Below are 18,542 nucleotides of genomic sequence, written 5' to 3' on the forward strand. Positions count from 1 at the left end.
GGATTGTTCCTATTTTTTATTCGTAGCGTAAAGCATCAATCGGACTAAGTTTCGATGCTTTGTTTGCAGGGAGGATACCGAAAATAATCCCAATAAAGGCTGAAAAACTAACCCCAATTAATATGATTAATGGACTCATTGACGCAGAAATCGGGGAAAGTTTAGAAACTAGGATCGTTCCAATGGAAGCTAATCCAATTCCAATCAGTCCTCCTAAGGACGTAAGAGTGACAGATTCAATCAGGAACTGCAGAAGAATTTTTCTCCTCGTAGCGCCTATGGCTTTCCGCAGGCCGATTTCTCTTGTCCGCTCTGTTACTGAGACAAGCATGATATTCATAACTCCAATCCCGCCAACTAACAGGGAAATACCGGCGATACTGCCAATGAGTAATGTCAGAAGGGAGATCATCGTGTTTAATTCTTTCTCATAATCAGCAAAGTCATTGGTGGCATACCTGCCGTCCTCCAATTCCTTTTTTTCTGTCAGGGCTTCAGCTGCGAGCCTGCCTGTCTCGGAAACATTTTCAGGATCACTGGCAATCACCTGCAGCATTTCAATTTCTCTATTGCCAAACATCATCGAAATAACGGATCTTGGCATCATCATTTCGCCATTTTCCTTATCGCGAAATTGCTCAGGAATAGGTGAAACATAAACACCAATGATTTTAAAGGGATTCCCATTTAAATCTATAATTTCTCCAATTGGATTTTCTGATTCCTCAAAGTATTTCTTTCTTGCATTAGTGTCAATGAGGATGACTCGATTAAGTCCATCATTGTCGGCTGCATAGAAAGCACGACCCTCGTTGATCATTATATCTTTAGCAGAAAAATATTCTGGGCCGACACCAGTTATCTGCATTTCACCTTGAACATCATTTCGAAGCAAGGAGCCCCAGCCTTGATTTGTGGCCACGACTGCCTTTACACCAGGAACAGCTTGAAGAGTCTGGATATCCTCCGTCGTTAGTTCGGGCTCTTGCCAAAAGGTTTCCGTCTCACCTTCGGGTGGGATGTATTCATAATAAAGATCAATCGCATTCTTATCAGTAGCAAATAATTCATCGGTCATCTGCTTCTTCGTACCCTGACCGATTGCGACAATAATTATAACTGCGGCAACCCCAATAATAATCCCAAGCATGGTTAAGATAGACCGAATCTTATGATTTAATACAGAAGATAGGGCGATTTTAAAGCTCTCCCAAATATTCATGCTGTCACCCTCCGGTCTTCGGTGATCATCCCATCTTTTATCGTAATAATCCGATTTGCATAGGCAGCGATTTCCTCTTCGTGAGTGACAATAATAACCGTCTTTCCTTCTTCGTTCAGCTGAGTAAATAGCTTCATAATTTGTGCACTTGTTTTGGAATCAAGTGCACCGGTCGGCTCATCGGCCAAAAGAATCGTGGGATTGTTGACCATAGCTCTAGCGATCGCAACCCGCTGCTTTTGTCCTCCAGATAATTGATTAGGTAAATGCTTCATCCGGTCCTCTAAGCCAACTTTTATCAGCATTTCCTTTGCTCTTGCCATTCTTTCTCGTTTGGAAACACCCGCATAAATAAGCGGCGAGGCGACATTTTTCAAGGCGTTATCTCTAGGAAACATGAAGAATTGTTGAAAAACAAAGCCAATATGCTCATTTCTTAAGCGAGCAAGCACATTTTCTTTTGCCGAGCTGATTACTTCTCCATTTAATTCAAACGTACCGGATGTCGGATAATCTAAAAAGCCAATAATATTCATTAAGGTAGATTTACCAGAACCGGAAGGCCCCATTATGGCAACAAATTCACCCGCTTCAATAGTTAAATCAATGCCATGCAGAACAGGGACCTCAAGGGAATCCTTCCCATAAACTTTCGTGATGTTATTTAACTTCATCAAATGAGGTCACTTCCATTCCATCGTGCATTTCTTCATTTGGAGTAAGGACGACAAGCTCACCTTCGTTTACCCCTTCCGTCACTTCAATGAATTCATCATTCATGGCGCCGGTTTTGACTTCGCGTCTTTCTAGTTTATTATCCACTAGAATATAAACGGTCTTTATACCACCTTCGTCAAGAAGTGCTGGATGTGGGATAACAAGCCGTTTTTCGCTACCACCTGCTTTAATTTCTAAAGAAACATGGAATCCTTGGCGCAACTCTGAAGTATCATCGGTAATCGCGACTTTAAAAGGATACATCGTTACATTTCCTCCGCCAGCACCGCCAGCGAATTCCTCACCACCGCCGCCTTCTTCATTTGGAAATTGGGAGACCGATTCGACGGATCCATTCCATTCACGATCTTTAAACACCTTCGGACGAATAATAACAGGCTGCCCCGGTTGAATTTTTACAGCATCGAATTCACTCATCGTTCCAATTACTTTATATGGTTGACTAGAAATAATATGAATGACTGGTTCTGTAGAGCCTGTCTCTGTTTTTGCGACGTTTGGATTCACCTTTACAATGATTCCATCCATTTTGCTGACGACAGTCATTTCCTTTTTCTTCGCTGTAAGCTCTTTAATTTGATCTTCAGCGGAAGCAATTTCTGATTTTGTACTCTCATACTGCATCTCTAGCTGGACCTTTTCATTGGAAAGCTGATTCACTTCCTCTTGTGTAACAGGTGCATTTTCCGTATTTTCCGTATCCGCAGGCTGGGTCTGTAGATTCTTTTTCTTTTCAGCAATACGATTTGTGATATCCGTAATTTGGCTTTGTTCTGTTTTTCCTCTATTTTGAAGTAAATCTTTTTGTCGTACGGCTCTAGTAAGCTCACTATCAATTTTCGCTGAGTCATAAATAAGCAGTGCATCTCCGGCTTTAACGGCCTGATTTTCCGTTATCTTAACTTCCTTAATTTCTCCCTTATCTGGTTCTAAAAAAATCTTTTGCTCACTTTCCGGAACAATTTTTCCGGTAACAAGAATGGATTGAACCAATTCTTGCTGACTTGCCTTTTGGACTGTAATTCCCATAACTTCTGGTTCAGCGCCAGCCTTATTTGTTTCTGTCTTTGTCATAAAATAGGTAACTGTTCCTGCGATTACAAGTAAACCAACGATAGATGCAACCCAAATCCATAACTTTTTCTTCACGATAAACCCCCGTATAGTAAATTATCTTTCTCTTAATTTACTATAACGTTTCTTGGTAAAAATTCAATATTTTAGTATATTTTGTAAAAGTTATTCTGGGTAACTTTCTTCCTTTACTGATATATTGAATATCCTTTTAGTGTTATTGAAAAGATATAACGATAGGATTGTAAAACTAAAAGGATTCTAATGATAAGGAGTTGCTAATGTGGAGAATAATTTGAAGGTTTTAATTTGTGACGATTCCCTATTAATACGAAAAAAGTTAAGAGAGACATTGGAAAAATGTGATTGTAAAGAAATCTTTGAAGCTGAAAATGGGATTGCAGCTGTAGCGGTAGCGAAGGAGAGTAAACCCGATTTAGTATTTATGGATATTATTATGCCAGATAAAGATGGAATTGAAGCATTGATAGAGATTAAGGAAATCAATCCGAATGCAAAAGTTGTCATGGCTTCATCTGTAGGAACAAAGGAGCATCTGAAAAAGGCCCTGGAAAATGGAGCTTATGATTTTATTCAAAAACCATTATCCCCTGAAGCGATTACTCATCTAATCGAAAAAGTTTTACGGGAGGGGAATTAAATGTTTAGTCAATACTTCGGCCATTATTTATTAAATCGAGAATTGATTACACGAGAACAGCTTGCGGATGTACTTGCTTTTCAGCAATCGGTTCATGTGAGGTTCGGGGTTTTAGCTATCGATGAAGGGTTATTGACCCCACAACAAGTTGAAGAAGTTCATGAGAAGCAAAAACAGGTGGACAAACGCTTTGGAGAAATTGCGGTAGAACTCGGTTATTTAACCGAAGAACAGGTAGATTCACTTGTTTCTACTCAAAAGCAAGCTCACTTATATTTAGCTCAAGCACTTGTTGACCGTGGCTATATGACGATTGAACAATTTGGAACTGCTTTAAATGACTATAAAAAAGAGAATAGTCTTTCGGATGAGCAATTTGATGCTATTAAGAACGGAAGTATGGAATCATTCGTTGAAAGTATTCTTAATGGAAGGGATTCTGAGGAAAAAACAGTTTACGGAAATTATCTATCCCTTTTTGTGAAAAATATGATTCGGTTTATCGATGGCCAGGTTTATTTAGAGGTGGCTGGGCAAGGGGGTAATCAACAAGAAAAAAAGTGGTTAGTCCAACAGGAAATTACTGGTGAATCCCCACTTTTCACAGCAATAGCCGCGGATGAAGAAGTATTTTTGCATATTGCATCCAAATTTGCAGAAGAAGAACTAACGGAAGTGAATGAACTTGCTAAAGCAGCGGTTAGTGAATTTTTAAATCTACAAAATGGCATTTATTTAGTGAATATGTCTAATTTAGGGATAGAGTTAAATATGAAGCCTCAAAAAGTAATGGATAATGCAACGATTTCAGGAGAGTCCTTGCTCGTCATAGTAAATACGACTAAAGGTGCTTTCCAATTAATTCTCTCGGATCAACCTGAAAACATTTCGATCTAGCTGTAAATAGACTTCTCAATGGGGAAGTCTATTTTATTTGAAAATCAAATATCAAGAGCTCCTTACATTTAAGGAGCTCTCATTTATTTATACTTATTATATAACTTTCACGTTTATTGGATAGAGATACGGCTCTTTAGGTTCATCAACGATTTTCCAATTGGTTATTTTTATGATAGGAAGCTCCATGCCGTTATAGGAACCAATATCCAATACACCTGTTGCTTCCATCCATGTATTTTCTTTAAGTGATGAGGCTTCTGGTAATTCTGATATAAACCCGATAATGCTAGCGTCAGCTACACAGTGGGTAATCAAAAATCTAGAAAGAACAAGCTGGTTTTCTTCAAGCCCGTCCTCTTTATAGACAAATCCTGTTAATTTGATTTCTCTTCCTTTGTATTTATTAATATCCGTATGAATTTGGTCATAGTAAGTAGAGAAAATATCATCATTCATCTTAACTGTAGTATTTTGTTCTAATTGCTGTATCAATTGATCATATTCTTCTTGTGTATACAGCTTTTGCTCTTTGATGTCCGTGGGGGGTTCAAGATTTTCAGTTTTGGGGGTATCCTCCTGATTGTTTGGATCCACCTGTCCCTCTTGTTTTTTCTCAATCTTCTTATTCGTTAAAACGGCTATACCGCCTTTTTTATCTGCAATGGAGGCGTCGAGCACCTTTGCAGGAAGCAAAAATCCAGTCACCAATGGAAAAACGATAATCAGATAGGAAATTAATTTTTTTGTATTAAAAGGCGAATCTCCGTGATCGTGGCTGCAGCTATGACCGTGACCTTCGTGCTGACAATGGTGATGATGACTATGCTTATGAACCGACCATATTCTTGTTATCTGGATAAAAAACAAAATGATGAATAAAATGGAAGCGGACTGACTTAACCCTTCATATTTTGGATTGATAAATTTTGTGATTTCCCCAGTATAATGCAGTTTGAAGAGTAGAGCTGAAAAAGCGAGTAAAATAAATGCTCTAAAAGCCTGCTGAAAATGAAACGTCACATTTTTCCCCCCTTATATAAAGCTCTGGACAAGCATAATTGTAATGAAGACGATAGAAGTAATGAATACAAGCACAGCCACGACGAACCTTGCTCGGAATACACTCAGCATCATAAGGGTATTTTTTAAATCCATCATTGGACCGAAAATTAAAAATCCTAAAATCGCTGAAGTTGGGAAAATACTGCTGAAGGAAGCTCCGATAAATGCATCTGCTTCAGAACAAAGTGAAAGGACATAGGCCAAGCCCATCATCACAGCTAACGAAGATACCGTTCCGTTCCCTGCTTCCAAGAAAGCTTTTGCTGGCATATAGGTTTGTACAAAAGCGGCTAAGAATGCACCAATAACCAGGTACTTCCCCATATCAAAAAACTCATCAATCGAATGCGTTAACATCGCCCAAAATTTTTTCATAAAAGCTTCTTTTTTAGAATGTGTATGAGATGAAACAGGAACCATGGAAGATTTTAATTGATTTCCTTTAAAAATCAAGCTGACAACAAAAGCGACCATTATGGCAATAACAAAGCCTAATCCCATTCGTAATCCCGCAATCTTAAAATCATTCCCAAAAGCCATATACGTAGAAGCAATAACTATCGGATTAATGAGGGGTCCTGTTAACATAAAGCCGATGGCAGCATGGATAGGAACGCCTTTTCCGATAAGGCGACGGACGATGGGAACAATTCCGCATTCACAAGCAGGAAAAAGGGCTCCAATTACACAGCTCATGATAATCGCCAAAAACTTATTCTGTGGAATCCAACGTTGAATATGTTCTTCCGTCACAAAAATTTGGATAACTCCCGCAATAAGAACGCCTATCAAAACGAAAGGAAGGGCCTCTATTAAAATACTTAGAAAAATGGTATTGAGATTTAACAATGACGGAGGTATATCGAATGAAAGCTTAAAGCTCGAACTGAAAGAGAGCATTAGAAGGGCTAAGCCAAATATGATAATTCCTGTAATGTCGACAATATTATTGCGAACAATGCGATACATGGTTTCCTCCTAAAAATAGATTTTATCCTTAAAATATATAGGTGCTTTTACTAGAGTATGATTAAAGATTTAAAATAATCCTATTATGTAGTACAATCCCTGCCACGAAAAATGGTAGGGATTGTATAGTCTATAAGATGTTACTCATTTAAAGCAGTCTTAATCGTTTCTAAATTCCTGCGCATAATGCTGAAGTAATCATCTTTTTGTTTAATATTTTCTTCTGTTACCGCTTCTAGATTATGAAGAGTAAGTGACTCTGCTCCTAATTCTTCTTGAATGATTTTCGCTACTTTTGGTGTAACATTTTGCTCGAAAATCAAATAATGAATATTATGTTCTGCAGACTCTTCAATAATCGTTTGCAGTTCTTTCTGGGTGGGTTCTTGTGTCGGTGATAAACCAGCAATCGAAATTTGCTCGATATCATAACGTTTCTCCCAATAACCATAAGCAGAGTGGGAAACTAATAAACTCTTTGTTTTTGAGTTTTCTATCGTCGTTTTAAATTCTTGATCAAGCTTTTCAAGCTCGCTCTTAAGCTGATTAAAATTGGCTTCAAACTCAGCTGCCTGTTCCGGCATTAACTTACTTAAAGAGTTTTTAATATTATTCGCAAGGTCAATCGAAAGTACTGGATCTAACCATACATGTGGGTCTAGGTCACCATGTGCATGTTCTCCCTCTTCGTGGTGTTCCCCTTCGTGTTCTTCAGAGTGTTCACCCATTTCCTCACTGTGTTCAGTTTCAGAATGACCTTCTTCGCCTTCATGATGATGTTCTTCTGTTGATTCTATTAACTGGATTCCTTCCGCAGCTTTTAAAACTTGTACGTCCTCTTTTTTCAAAGCTTCAGATGCTTTATCTGCGAATCCTTCAATACCGATTCCTGTATAGATAAACAAATCAGAATCGGCCATAGCAACCATGTCTTTTGTAGAAGGTTCGTAGGAATGGGCATCTACATTTGGAGGGTAGATACTTTTAACGTCAACAAATTCACCACCAATTTTCTCTGTGAAATCCTCAAGCGGATAAATGGTTGTATAGACAGTTAATTTTTCTTGATCTGTATTTTCTTCGCTTTTGTTTACTGTTTCCGTATTACCACATCCAGATAATATAAGGCTCAATATAAGAACAGAAGCGGGAACGAATTGTTTTATCTTCATTTTCTTAACTCCAATCAAATTTTTAATTAAAACGTAACGATTACGTTTTACACTTTAAATTATTTCTATGATTTTGTAAATGAAAATATGAAACTTTTAGTAAAGGTAAATTTTTGGAGTAGAGCAGTGAAGATAATATTAAAAATTTTTTTAGAAAAAAACTTGCAATAGAGATCAAAGTTTTATACGATACTAATCGTAACGATTACGATTTGAGGTAGGGATTTACGATTGGTGATGAATCAAGTGGTAAAAAACCCAGTTATACTTTGTGACAGGTAATCAGAAAAAGTGGATATATGGCATATTTGTAAGATTTAAATCGTAATCATTTTGATTTGAAAAAATGAGGTGAAAGAATTGACTAATAAAATTCCAGTTACTGTGTTAAGTGGATATTTAGGTTCAGGAAAAACAACTTTATTAAATTATGTGTTAAACAATCGTGAGAATAAAAAGATTGCGGTTATCGTAAATGACATGAGTGAAGTGAATATTGATGCTTCGATGATTAAACAAGGAGGTTTTTCTCGAACCGATGAGAAGCTTGTAGAACTTCAAAACGGATGTATTTGCTGCACGTTAAGAGAAGACTTAATGATTGAAGTAGAAAGGCTGGTTCAGGAAGGGGATATTGACTATATCTTAATTGAATCCTCTGGAATATCAGAGCCTGTACCTGTTGCCCAAACCTTTACATATGTTGATGAAAATCTAGGGATCAACTTAACCGAGTATTGCAGGCTTGATACGATGGTTACGGTTGTTGATGCGAATCGTTTTTGGCATGATTTTTCATCAGGGGAAAGTCTCCTAGATCGAAAGCAAGGAACAGATGAATCGGATACGCGCGAAGTGGTTGACTTATTGATCGATCAAATTGAATTTGCCAATGTTCTGGTCTTAAACAAAATTGATTTAGTGGATAAAGAGAGTGTACTTGAACTAAAAGAGGTTCTTCATAAGCTAAATCCAGAGGCAAGAATTATAGAGAGTGCCCATTCACAAGTAGCCTTAAATGAAATATTGGATACAAAATTATTTGATTTTGAAGAGGCAAGTCAAGGGGCAGGATGGATCAAGGAATTAACAGAAGAACATACTCCGGAAACAGAGGAATATGGGATTTCGTCGTTTGTTTATCGCAGGAGGAAACCATTTCATCCTGAAAGATGGATGCAATGGATGGAAAATTGGCCGGTGGATGTCGTTCGAGCTAAAGGATTCTTTTGGCTGCCAACTAGGAATGATATGACAGGTTTGTTGTCACAGGCTGGACCTTCCATCATGCTTCAGGGAGCAGGTGAATGGCTCGCGGCTTATCCTGAGCAGGAAAGAAATCAAATCCTTAAGGAAGAACCAGAGCTATTGGATAATTGGGATGAAGAATTCGGCGACCGAATGACTGAGCTCGTTCTAATCGGGATTGATATGAACCGAGAAGAAGTCGAGGCTTCCTTGGATCAATGTTTATTAACAGCAGAGGAAATGAAAATGGACTGGGGAGCATTTCTTGACCCGCTTCCAGTATTTACCGTTTCTGAATAAAACCTAACTAGGAGGAAATAAAAATGAGAGTAAAAATCACGTTGGCCTGTACCGAAACAGGAGACCGCAACTACATTACCACCAAGAACAAACGAAACAATCCAGACCGTATTGAGTTAATGAAATACTCACCGCGTTTAAAAAAACGTACGTTACACCGTGAAACAAAATAAGCTTTTAGCTAGAACCCTTAGACATTCACCTAAGGGTTCTTTCCTGTTTATTTGAAGTTTTTAATAGCAAATGTTGCAAGTTGAACACGATTTTCAAGCTCCAGCTTTTCTAATAATTTTTTTATATGATTTTTCACTGTATTTTCAGATATAAATAATTGATCAGCAATTTGCTTATTGGAAATCCCTTCAGAAATCAATAGTAGAATTTCCTTTTCTCTTGGAGTTATAGGTTTAGCGGAAGAGGAATTCTGGAGGTCCTTTTCCCTAAATTGATAAAGAAGCTTTCCTGCCATACCACGAGTGGTATCACTAGTTCCCTCGACAACGGAATGAAGATATTGGAGCCAATCATCAGGATCCATATTTTTTAGAAGATAGCCTTGAGCACCATATTGAATAGCAGTAAACAAGTCCGCTACATTATCGGAAACACTTAACATAATCACTTTGATAAAAGGGAATTTCTCTTTTATGATTTTTGTTGCCTCTAGACCATTTATCATTGGCATTTCAATATCCATTAAAATGATATCTGGATGATGGAGTTCACTAAGCTCTATTGCCTCTTTTCCATTCTTTGCTTGTCCTACTATATTAAAATAGGGATCATCTTCTAGCATGGCGATGATTGCCGTTCGTGCATGGGGATGATCATCCGCGATTAGCACTCTATAGGGATTTATCATATTACTTATTACCTCGCAAACTGATTTTTGTACCGTGCTCCACGTTTGAATCAATTTCTAAGATGGAATTCAACTTTTCGGACCTTTCCTTTAGCATGGAAAGTCCATAATGTTTTAAACCAATGTTGGTTAAGTTAAACCCTCTCCCGTTATCTTCTATGATCATTTCCCATTCATGATTTCCTGAATGAAACTTAAAGAATACATCATTAGCTTCTGAATGCTTGCGAATGTTTGTAAAAGCCTCCTGAACGACACCAAATAGCTGTACTTCTTCAGCAGGTGTAAAGTAATTATCATTTAATCGAATGTCAGAATTTATCTCAATGCCAGAAACGGTACTCCAATCGTCTAGCCAATTTTCGATTCTATTTGCAAACTTTACATGCTCTGTGGGATTCATCCGTAAGTTAAAAATCGCTTGTCGTAATTGGGTATCAATCGAATTAACAAGCGAACTAGCTTCTTCCACTTTTCCTTTTTTTAAATAGACATTCAGTAAGAAAAGGGTTTGGGCAATACTATCATGTAATTCTTTTGCCAGCCTTTCTCTTTCCTCATAAATCGCCCGCATTTCACGCTCATTGGTTATTCTTTGATTTTTCTTTTTAATTGTGATGAACATCCATGAGGCGAATCCATAGGAAATAATAAACGTTAGGATGGTAATTAAATAGTTTCCGGCATCCATAGAGATTTGATGGAGGAGAGCACTATGACGGAAAAATTCAAAACCACCAATTAATAAGGTCGGGATTAAGGCAGTAAAAAATGTAAGCTTACGATAGGACATAGAATGTTTCTCCTTAAAAAAGATATATTTATCCTAACTGAATTCAAACATACAATACTGTGACAGTTTTATGAACAGTTTTGAGCTTATTTTATAAAAAATAGCCCCTAAGGGTCATATAAAAAAGGATAGAAATTCTCTAATTTTATAGATAAGGAACTTATTTACGTTATTAAGTTATCGAGATACATAGGAAGTCGGTGGTTATGATTTGTTTGTACGAAATCCAATAGGGAAGGTGCTTTATCAGTATCTCATTCTATTATTTATGTCCGTTTTGCTGCTTTCTTTTCCACAAGGAGCTTTTGCACATGCGGTACTGGAGAAGGCTAGTCCAGCTCAAGATAGTCATTTACAGTCTTCCCCAAAAGAAATTGTCCTTCAGTTTAATGAAAGGATAGAAAATGAACTTTATTCCATTAAAGTGTTTGATAGCAGTGGGGAAGAAGTTAGTACAAGCAATACAGAGTTAAGTGTCGATCAAAAACAGGTGAGTCAAACCTTGCCAGATTTAGCGAGTGGCTATTATACGATTTCTTATAGTGTTATCTCAGCGGATGGGCATCCAATTAAAGGGTCTTATATGATCTCCGTTGGGGATGTCTCAGATGTCAAAAATGAAAATGTTTTACTCGATCAAGATTCCATTGAAGGTTTAGAGGAATTTCTGAATTCCGCGATCAGAATTTTTTACTATATTCTCTTACTCCTTGTTACCGGTTGGGTATTATGGGGAACCTTATTTAAAGGTTCAGAGGAATTTGGTAGCAGTTATCGAAAGTGGGCACGCTATTTACTTGTTTTATTTTTACTAGCGAATATCGGAATGGGTGCAATTCAAGTTACAGGTTTTCTTGATATTTGGGATTGGAATCAGTTTTTCTCACTGTTAACAGGTACGGCAGTGGGGCTTTCGTGGACGATTTCTATGCTATTAACGCTGCTTGGTTTTGTTACTTTATTTCGCTATACATGGCTTGATAGGGTTTGGGTATTATTAATCCTTACATCAAAGAGTGTAAATGGTCATGCCTTTGCACATGAGCCTCAAATTTTAAGCGTTACAATCGACTTGATTCACCTGCTTGCTGCTGCTATATGGGCTGGAGGGTTGTTCTACATTCTTCTTTATTGGAAAAAACAAAGTGATTTTCTAGTGAAATTTTCTAAAGCGGCCCTAATCAGCATTATCGTCTTAACGCTCACAGGTGTGGCTTCCACCTTGATCTATTTGCCAAAAATAAACTATCTGTTCTATACCCAATGGGGAATTTTACTTCTAGTCAAAATGGCACTAGTAGTATTAGTTATCATAGTCGGTGGTTTAGTACGTGTATATCTGAAAAAGAAACAGGAAGAAAAGATTGGGACGTTGTTGAAAGTGGATTTCTCTCTCATGATAGGTATTTTATGTATCGTAGGAATCTTTACCTTCTTAAGTCCACTACCAGAGAATAAGCCACTCCATTGGGTTGAAAAGGGAGAAGAGATAGACTTCACTGCAACGATTTCTCCAATGGTGCCTGGCACCAATGATTTCATGATTAAAGCAGATGCACTACAAGAAGGACTGAAGATCAAACGAATAGAACTAATTTTAATCAATAAAGACAATTCTGATGTAGCGCCGATTCGTGTTCCCCTTGAAGCTTATGAAGCGGGAGCGAAAGCGCATTATATGATCGATGGTCAATACTTACCGTTTTCAGGAAACTGGGAAGCGGAGGTCAGGATTTTAGATTCAGAAGATAATGAAAAGGTTTATCGAAAAGATTTCAGAGTTTACTAAAAAATGATTGGAGAAATGAAAATGAAAAAATTAATAACTTCTATCGTATCGATGATGGGTGCCATGACCATTTTTGCTAGTGTGGCAAGTGCCCATGTTACTGTCCAACCAAATGAAACATCACAAGGAAAATATGAAGTATTTACGGTAAAGGTTCCAACTGAAAGCGACGATGTTCCAACAACAAAAGTAGAGGTGAAAATTCCTGATACCGTAGATGTTACTCGTTTCGAGCCAAAACCAGACTGGAGTTATGAAGTTCAAAAAGATGATTCTGGTAAAATTACTAGTGTCATTTGGACTTCTAAAGGAGAAGGGCTATCAGCAACTGAATTCGGGATGTTTAATATGTCTGGGAAAGTGGGCGATGATGCTAAAGAAATCGTATGGAAAGCCTACCAAACCTACAAGGATGGAAGTGTAGTGGAATGGGTTGGTGCGGAAGATGCAGAAAAGCCAGCATCTGTTACCGTTGTACATGAAGCAGAAGGAGACGCACACGGACACGGGGCCGCGTCAACCGATTCAACTTCTGATACACATGCAACAGAAGAAACGGAAGTAAGTGCTGATACTGGTTCGTCACAAGTACCACTCTTTCTTTCCATTGCAGCACTAATTGCTGGTTTGCTAGCTTTAGGAATTTCTTTAAAAAAGAGATGATAATATTAAGAAGACAAGGGAATTGATCTCTTGTCTTTTTTTTGTAGATAGCTAGGAAGATTTTACTAATTTATTAATAGGAATAAGATGGTACAATAATGGATATATAAGACAAATTTCTACATATTTTTTTGATTATTCATTTAATGGAGAATCTAATTGGGAAGGAATACAACGATGAAATTAAAAGGCAAAATGGTTTTGGTAGTAGGAATTACCGTGTTTTTATTTCTAACTCTTCTTTATATTATAATACGACCCTCCATTCTTGAAGATTCTGTTAAATTTGATAAAAGTAATGTGCAAAAAGAACTAGAAACGATTAATCACCAAATCCAATCAAAAAAGGATACTTTAAATAGAACCAACCGTGACTGGGCTGTTTGGGATGAAACGTATTACTATTTACAAGGAGAAAACCCAGAGTATGTTGGTGTCAATCTCCAAGACGATACATTTGATAATAATTTGATTAACTATATGATATTTTTAGATTCTGAAAACCACCTAGTTGATCAAAAGGGCTATGATTACATACAAAAGAAGCCAATTGAATTAGGTAGTGATTTCTACCAAATTTTCTTGCCTATTTTATCATCTGATAAAATGAACAGCTCCCAGTTGGTAATGTCGGATCTTGGGTTAACCATGAATTCAATTCGATCGGTCTATAAAAGTAATGGCAAAGGTGAATCGGCAGGAACGTTAATCATGGGAAAAATGGTAAATGCGTCTTTTATAAAAAGACTAGGGGAAGGCCTTTCCCTAGATCTCTCTTTTAAGCAAGTCAAACCCACGAACTCTCATTTAACGAACGTTACACAAATATCTGAAAAAAAAATAAAAGGCTCTTTCTACATAAAAGATTATTCGGAAAAAGAAACATTTGAAATCAGTTTTATCAGCAATAGGGATTTTTATATACAAAAAAAATCGAGCATTAAACAATTGTCAAAGACCGTATTATTTACTGGTTTATTCTTTATCCTGTTGATCACTGTTTTACTTAACCAATTTATTCTATCTCGTGTTCAAGGATTATCCTTTCAATTGATGGAAATCCAAGAAAATAAAAAGGTTAATTCTAGAATTAAAATAAGTAAAGGTCATAAAGACGAATTAACCGATCTCGAACATTCGATAAATAGAATGCTAACCTCACTCGAGGAGAAGCATAATGAAATTGTGCAGCTGGCTTACTATGATCAACTGACATTAATTCCAAACCGCTATTCATTATTTAGGCAATTTACCCGAATTACTGCTGCTTACGAAGGGAAACTGGCAATTTTGTTTTTTGACCTCGATGGCTTTAAAAAGGTCAATGATTCTATGGGTCATAAAACAGGAGATGCATTGTTACAGAGTGTATGTGAGCGGGTGCTTCCGATCATTAAGCAACATAATGGAATAATGGCCAGATATGGTGGCGATGAATTTATTATTTTATTAAAATATCATGAGAAATCCGAATTAGAGTCTTTCATTGAGAAGCTCTTGCAGGAAGTCGGTAAGGAATATCTATTAAGCACTTATAAAGCCTCTGTAACCGCGAGCATTGGGGTTAGCAGTTATCCGCAGGATGGTCAAATGTTAGAGCAGTTACTACAAAAAGCGGATATTGCTCTACATGAAGCAAAAAAAAATGGAAAGAATCAATTTGTTTTTTATCAAGATCTTACAACCAATCGTAATTATATTAATTTACTAGAATTAGAGAATGATTTGAAATTCGCTTTAGGAAAGAATCAATTTGAAATCTACTATCAAACGATTGTCTGTGGCAAGTCACATAGAATATCTGGGGTGGAAGCTCTCTTACGCTGGCATCATCCGGACAAGGGAATGATTTCTCCAGCTGTATTTATCCCAATAGCAGAGGAAACGGGATTAATGCCAGCGATTGGAGAATGGGTCCTAGTTGAGGCTGTGAAGCAGATTAGTGAATTGCACCAAAAGGGCTTTGAAGATTTGACTTTGTCTGTGAATGTATCAAAATCCCAAATGAAGGATTCTCGCTTTATTAGAAAGCTTGATCAAGTCCTGACGGAGTCAAACTTTCCACCTTCCTTATTGCAAATTGAAATTACGGAAAGTGATGTTAATAATGAATTAGCAGAAATACAACGTTTTTCACATGAGCTGAAGAAAAGGAAGGTCAAGTTGGCATTGGATGATTTCGGGGTAGGTACATCTGCTCTCGTTTATTTAAAAGAACTTCCAATTGATGTGATTAAAATTGACCGGAACTTTATTAAGAATGTCCCGAGTGAGACTTTTGATACGCTCCTTTTATCCGGTATTTTTGAAGTTATCACAGGGCTAAATTTAGAGGTTGTAATTGAAGGGGTTGAGTCCGAGGAACAATTGGATTATATTTCTTTCCATTTTAACTCGATGATCCAGGGCTTTTACTTTAGCCGCCCAATGCCGTTCACCATTCTTGAAAAGGAATTTTTTGAATTGGAAAAGAGCGAAACGGGTTCCTTGATTTCTTAAAAAAATAATCATTTATGTTGCTTTTTATTAAATATATTTTTAGAATTAATAAACAGAAAACAATGAATGAGGTGTACCCATTGGAAGAGGTTTTTAGATACTTATCGGCGTTTATTTTGCCAGGATTGCTTGTCTTGCTTTTCACCCGGGTCACATATAATCGGTTCATCGGTCTTGGATTAACGGTTGGACTCATTGCTGCTTCTGTTTATAAAGGGTATACAAACACATTTGCACTTATCGTTATCGATTCTTTTTCATTAACAGCCGGTTTCTGGCTGGCGCTAAAACTGAAACCAAAGCTAGTGTCCTCAAAGTCTGTCGAGTAATTGACAGACTTTTTTGTGTGCTTGGCGAGTAAATCGTCGAGCCTCGCGGGTAAATTGGGAAAAACCGAACTCGCGAGTAAATGGTGGAATCTCGCGAGTAAAACCGAGAAATCCGCGAGTACCTAGGCCACTCTACAAGTAAATGATAAAAAACGAATATTCGTTCGCATATTATTGGTTTGTTTTTAGGGAATTGTGTTAAAATGGTAATATATTGTTTCGAAAATACATTTTTCAGGCAATGCATGTCTGAAAGGTGTTTGAACGGGAGGGAGATCGTGTGAAGGATCAATTTGAATTAGTCTCGAAGTACTCGCCGCAGGGGGACCAGCCGGAAGCGATTCGTCAGTTAGTCGCAGGCATCAATAATAACCAACGTTACCAAACACTTCTTGGTGCAACCGGGACGGGTAAGACATTTACGGTTTCCAATGTCATTAAAGAAATCAATAAACCGACACTTGTCATTGCCCATAATAAAACATTGGCTGGGCAGCTTTATAGTGAGTTTAAGGAATTTTTTCCAAACAATGCTGTTGAATATTTTGTCAGCTACTACGATTACTATCAGCCTGAAGCCTATGTTCCACAAACGGATACCTTCATTGAAAAAGACGCTAGTATTAATGATGAAATTGATAAACTTCGCCACTCTGCAACATCCGCGTTGTTTGAGCGTAAAGATGTCATTATCATCGCCAGTGTCTCCTGTATTTATGGCCTCGGTTCGCCAGAGGAATATCGGGAAATGGTGTTATCCCTTAGAACGGGAATGGAGATCGAGCGCAATAAGCTTCTTCACCGCTTAGTGGATATCCAATATGAACGGAATGATATTGATTTTAAGCGCGGAACGTTTCGTGTCCGTGGTGATGTGGTGGAGATTTTCCCTGTTTCACGGGATGAGCATTGTATGCGAGTTGAATTTTTCGGTGATGAAATCGATCGCATTCGTGAAGTCGATGCCTTGACAGGTGAAATCATCGGTGAACGCGAACATGTCGCGATTTTCCCAGCATCCCACTTCGTTACGAGAGAAGAAAAGATGCGGGTTGCGATTGAAAATATTGAAAAAGAACTCGAGGAGCGGCTTGAAGAGCTACGTGAAGACAATAAATTGCTCGAAGCGCAGAGAATCGAACAGCGCACCCGTTATGACCTTGAAATGATGCGTGAAATGGGTTTTTGCTCGGGAATTGAAAATTACTCAAGACACCTAACCCTAAGACCTGCAGGCTCAACCCCATATACACTCTTGGATTATTTTCCAGAAGATTTTCTACTTGTCATTGATGAGTCGCATGTGACTTTGCCGCAAGTAAGAGGGATGTTCAACGGGGATAAGGCACGCAAGCAGGTGCTTGTCGACCACGGCTTCCGTTTGCCATCCGCACTTGATAATCGGCCATTGACATTCGATGAGTTTGAAAAGCATGTCCATAATGCCATCTTTGTATCGGCAACTCCTGGTCCCTACGAGCTGGAGCACACACCGGATATGATTCAGCAAATTATCCGTCCAACAGGTTTACTTGATCCAACGATAGAGGTTCGACCAATCGAAGGACAAATCGATGACTTAATCGGTGAAATTCAAGATCGCGTGCTGAAGAATGAGCGTGTGCTCATCACAACCTTAACGAAGAAAATGTCTGAGGACTTAACGGACTATCTTAAAGAAATCGGCATTAAGGTTCAATACCTGCACTCAGAGGTTAAGACGCTGGAAAGGATTGAAATCATTCGAGAGCTCCGCCTAGGTAAATACGATGTTCTGGTAGGGATCAACCTGCTTAGGGAGGGCCTGGATATCCCAGAGGTTTCGCTGATTGCGATACTGGATGCCGACAAAGAAGGCTTCCTGCGCTCGGAGCGTTCGTTAATTCAAACGATTGGCCGGGCAGCCCGTAACGCCAATGGTCATGTCATTATGTACGCAGATAAAATGACGAATTCGATGGAGCTGGCGATTAGTGAAACAAAGCGCCGCCGGGCAATCCAAGAGGAATATAACTTAAAACATGGAATCACACCGCAAACGATTCAAAAGGAAATTCGTGATGTGATTCGTGCCACTCAAGCTGCTGAAGAGCAAGAGGATTACAAACCAGCAGCATCATTCGGCAAAATGTCTAAGAAAGAAAAAGATAAATTGATTGCGACGATGGAAAAAGAAATGAAGGAAGAAGCGAAGGCGCTTAACTTTGAGCGTGCTGCTGAGCTTCGTGACCTGATTTTGGAATTGAGAGCGGAAGGATAAC

The 18,542-nt window shown here is 38.1% G+C and carries 17 protein-coding genes; 9 read left to right on the forward strand and 8 right to left on the reverse strand.

The genetic code is table 11. The features are described 5' to 3' along the window. Positions 1 to 16: 16 nt before the first annotated feature. The 3 genes from ACWM35_RS18905 to ACWM35_RS18915 are packed head-to-tail and all read right to left on the reverse strand — an operon-like array spanning position 17 to position 3,109. Positions 17 to 1,222, reverse strand: coding sequence for an ABC transporter permease (locus ACWM35_RS18905; protein ID WP_454820417.1), 1,206 nt, complete (start codon positions 1,220 to 1,222; stop codon positions 17 to 19). Next, positions 1,219 to 1,899: an ABC transporter ATP-binding protein gene (locus ACWM35_RS18910; protein WP_454820418.1), complete on the reverse strand. Its 681-nt coding sequence runs from the start codon at positions 1,897 to 1,899 to the stop codon at positions 1,219 to 1,221. The genes ACWM35_RS18905 and ACWM35_RS18910 overlap by 4 nt, the downstream gene beginning before the upstream one ends. After that, positions 1,883 to 3,109: an efflux RND transporter periplasmic adaptor subunit gene (locus ACWM35_RS18915; RefSeq protein WP_454820419.1), complete on the reverse strand. Its 1,227-nt coding sequence runs from the start codon at positions 3,107 to 3,109 to the stop codon at positions 1,883 to 1,885. The genes ACWM35_RS18910 and ACWM35_RS18915 overlap by 17 nt, the downstream gene beginning before the upstream one ends. Before the next feature lie 208 nt (positions 3,110 to 3,317). Between ACWM35_RS18915 and ACWM35_RS18920 the strand changes: the two genes are divergently transcribed. Both ACWM35_RS18920 and ACWM35_RS18925 read left to right on the forward strand, forming a co-directional pair. Next, a complete protein-coding gene (locus tag ACWM35_RS18920; protein ID WP_454820420.1) occupies positions 3,318 to 3,695 on the forward strand; it encodes a response regulator in 378 nt (125 codons plus the stop codon). Then, a complete protein-coding gene (locus ACWM35_RS18925) occupies positions 3,696 to 4,592 on the forward strand; it encodes a hypothetical protein (protein WP_454820421.1) in 897 nt (298 codons plus the stop codon). Between the two features lie 96 nt (positions 4,593 to 4,688). On the opposite strand, the gene ACWM35_RS18930 is transcribed toward ACWM35_RS18925, so the two are convergent. From ACWM35_RS18930 to ACWM35_RS18940, 3 genes are all read right to left on the reverse strand, one after another. Then, positions 4,689 to 5,615, reverse strand: coding sequence for a TIGR03943 family putative permease subunit (locus ACWM35_RS18930; RefSeq protein WP_454820422.1), 927 nt, complete (start codon positions 5,613 to 5,615; stop codon positions 4,689 to 4,691). 12 nt (positions 5,616 to 5,627) lie between these two features. Continuing rightward, positions 5,628 to 6,626 carry a permease gene (locus ACWM35_RS18935; protein WP_454820423.1) on the reverse strand — a complete coding sequence of 333 codons (999 nt, stop codon included), beginning with the start codon at positions 6,624 to 6,626 and terminating at the stop codon, positions 5,628 to 5,630. A 140-nt stretch (positions 6,627 to 6,766) separates the two neighbouring features. Further along, positions 6,767 to 7,798: a metal ABC transporter solute-binding protein, Zn/Mn family gene (locus ACWM35_RS18940; protein WP_454820424.1), complete on the reverse strand. Its 1,032-nt coding sequence runs from the start codon at positions 7,796 to 7,798 to the stop codon at positions 6,767 to 6,769. A 360-nt stretch (positions 7,799 to 8,158) separates the two neighbouring features. Here ACWM35_RS18940 and ACWM35_RS18945 point away from each other — a divergent pair, with 360 nt between their 5' ends. Together ACWM35_RS18945 and rpmG are read left to right on the forward strand one after the other, a co-directional pair. Next, positions 8,159 to 9,346 carry a GTP-binding protein gene (locus ACWM35_RS18945; RefSeq protein WP_454820425.1) on the forward strand — a complete coding sequence of 396 codons (1,188 nt, stop codon included), beginning with the start codon at positions 8,159 to 8,161 and terminating at the stop codon, positions 9,344 to 9,346. A gap of 23 nt (positions 9,347 to 9,369) precedes the next feature. Then, a complete protein-coding gene (gene rpmG / locus ACWM35_RS18950) occupies positions 9,370 to 9,519 on the forward strand; it encodes a 50S ribosomal protein L33 (protein ID WP_117325841.1) in 150 nt (49 codons plus the stop codon). 47 nt (positions 9,520 to 9,566) lie between these two features. Here the strand turns inward: rpmG and ACWM35_RS18955 are convergent, their stop codons facing one another. Beyond that, on the reverse strand, positions 9,567 to 10,205 hold the full coding sequence (locus tag ACWM35_RS18955) for a response regulator (protein ID WP_454820568.1): 639 nt from the start codon (positions 10,203 to 10,205) through the stop codon (positions 9,567 to 9,569). Between the two features lie 4 nt (positions 10,206 to 10,209). Next, complete coding sequence (locus ACWM35_RS18960) at positions 10,210 to 11,001, reverse strand: sensor histidine kinase (RefSeq protein WP_454820426.1); 792 nt, start codon at positions 10,999 to 11,001, stop codon at positions 10,210 to 10,212. Between the two features lie 211 nt (positions 11,002 to 11,212). On the opposite strand from ACWM35_RS18960, the gene ACWM35_RS18965 reads away from it, so the two are divergent. From ACWM35_RS18965 to uvrB, 5 genes are all read left to right on the forward strand, one after another. Next, a complete protein-coding gene (locus tag ACWM35_RS18965) occupies positions 11,213 to 12,790 on the forward strand; it encodes a copper resistance CopC/CopD family protein (protein WP_454820427.1) in 1,578 nt (525 codons plus the stop codon). Between the two features lie 21 nt (positions 12,791 to 12,811). Beyond that, positions 12,812 to 13,453, forward strand: coding sequence for a YcnI family copper-binding membrane protein (locus ACWM35_RS18970; RefSeq protein WP_454820428.1), 642 nt, complete (start codon positions 12,812 to 12,814; stop codon positions 13,451 to 13,453). A 159-nt stretch (positions 13,454 to 13,612) separates the two neighbouring features. Beyond that, complete coding sequence (locus tag ACWM35_RS18975; RefSeq protein WP_454820429.1) at positions 13,613 to 15,952, forward strand: EAL domain-containing protein; 2,340 nt, start codon at positions 13,613 to 13,615, stop codon at positions 15,950 to 15,952. Between the two features lie 80 nt (positions 15,953 to 16,032). Beyond that, positions 16,033 to 16,281: a CsbA family protein gene (locus ACWM35_RS18980; RefSeq protein WP_454820430.1), complete on the forward strand. Its 249-nt coding sequence runs from the start codon at positions 16,033 to 16,035 to the stop codon at positions 16,279 to 16,281. A 280-nt stretch (positions 16,282 to 16,561) separates the two neighbouring features. Then, on the forward strand, positions 16,562 to 18,541 hold the full coding sequence (gene uvrB / locus ACWM35_RS18985) for an excinuclease ABC subunit UvrB (protein ID WP_454820431.1): 1,980 nt from the start codon (positions 16,562 to 16,564) through the stop codon (positions 18,539 to 18,541). Position 18,542: the final 1 nt, after the last annotated feature.

The organism is Neobacillus sp. K501, from assembly GCF_053749995.1.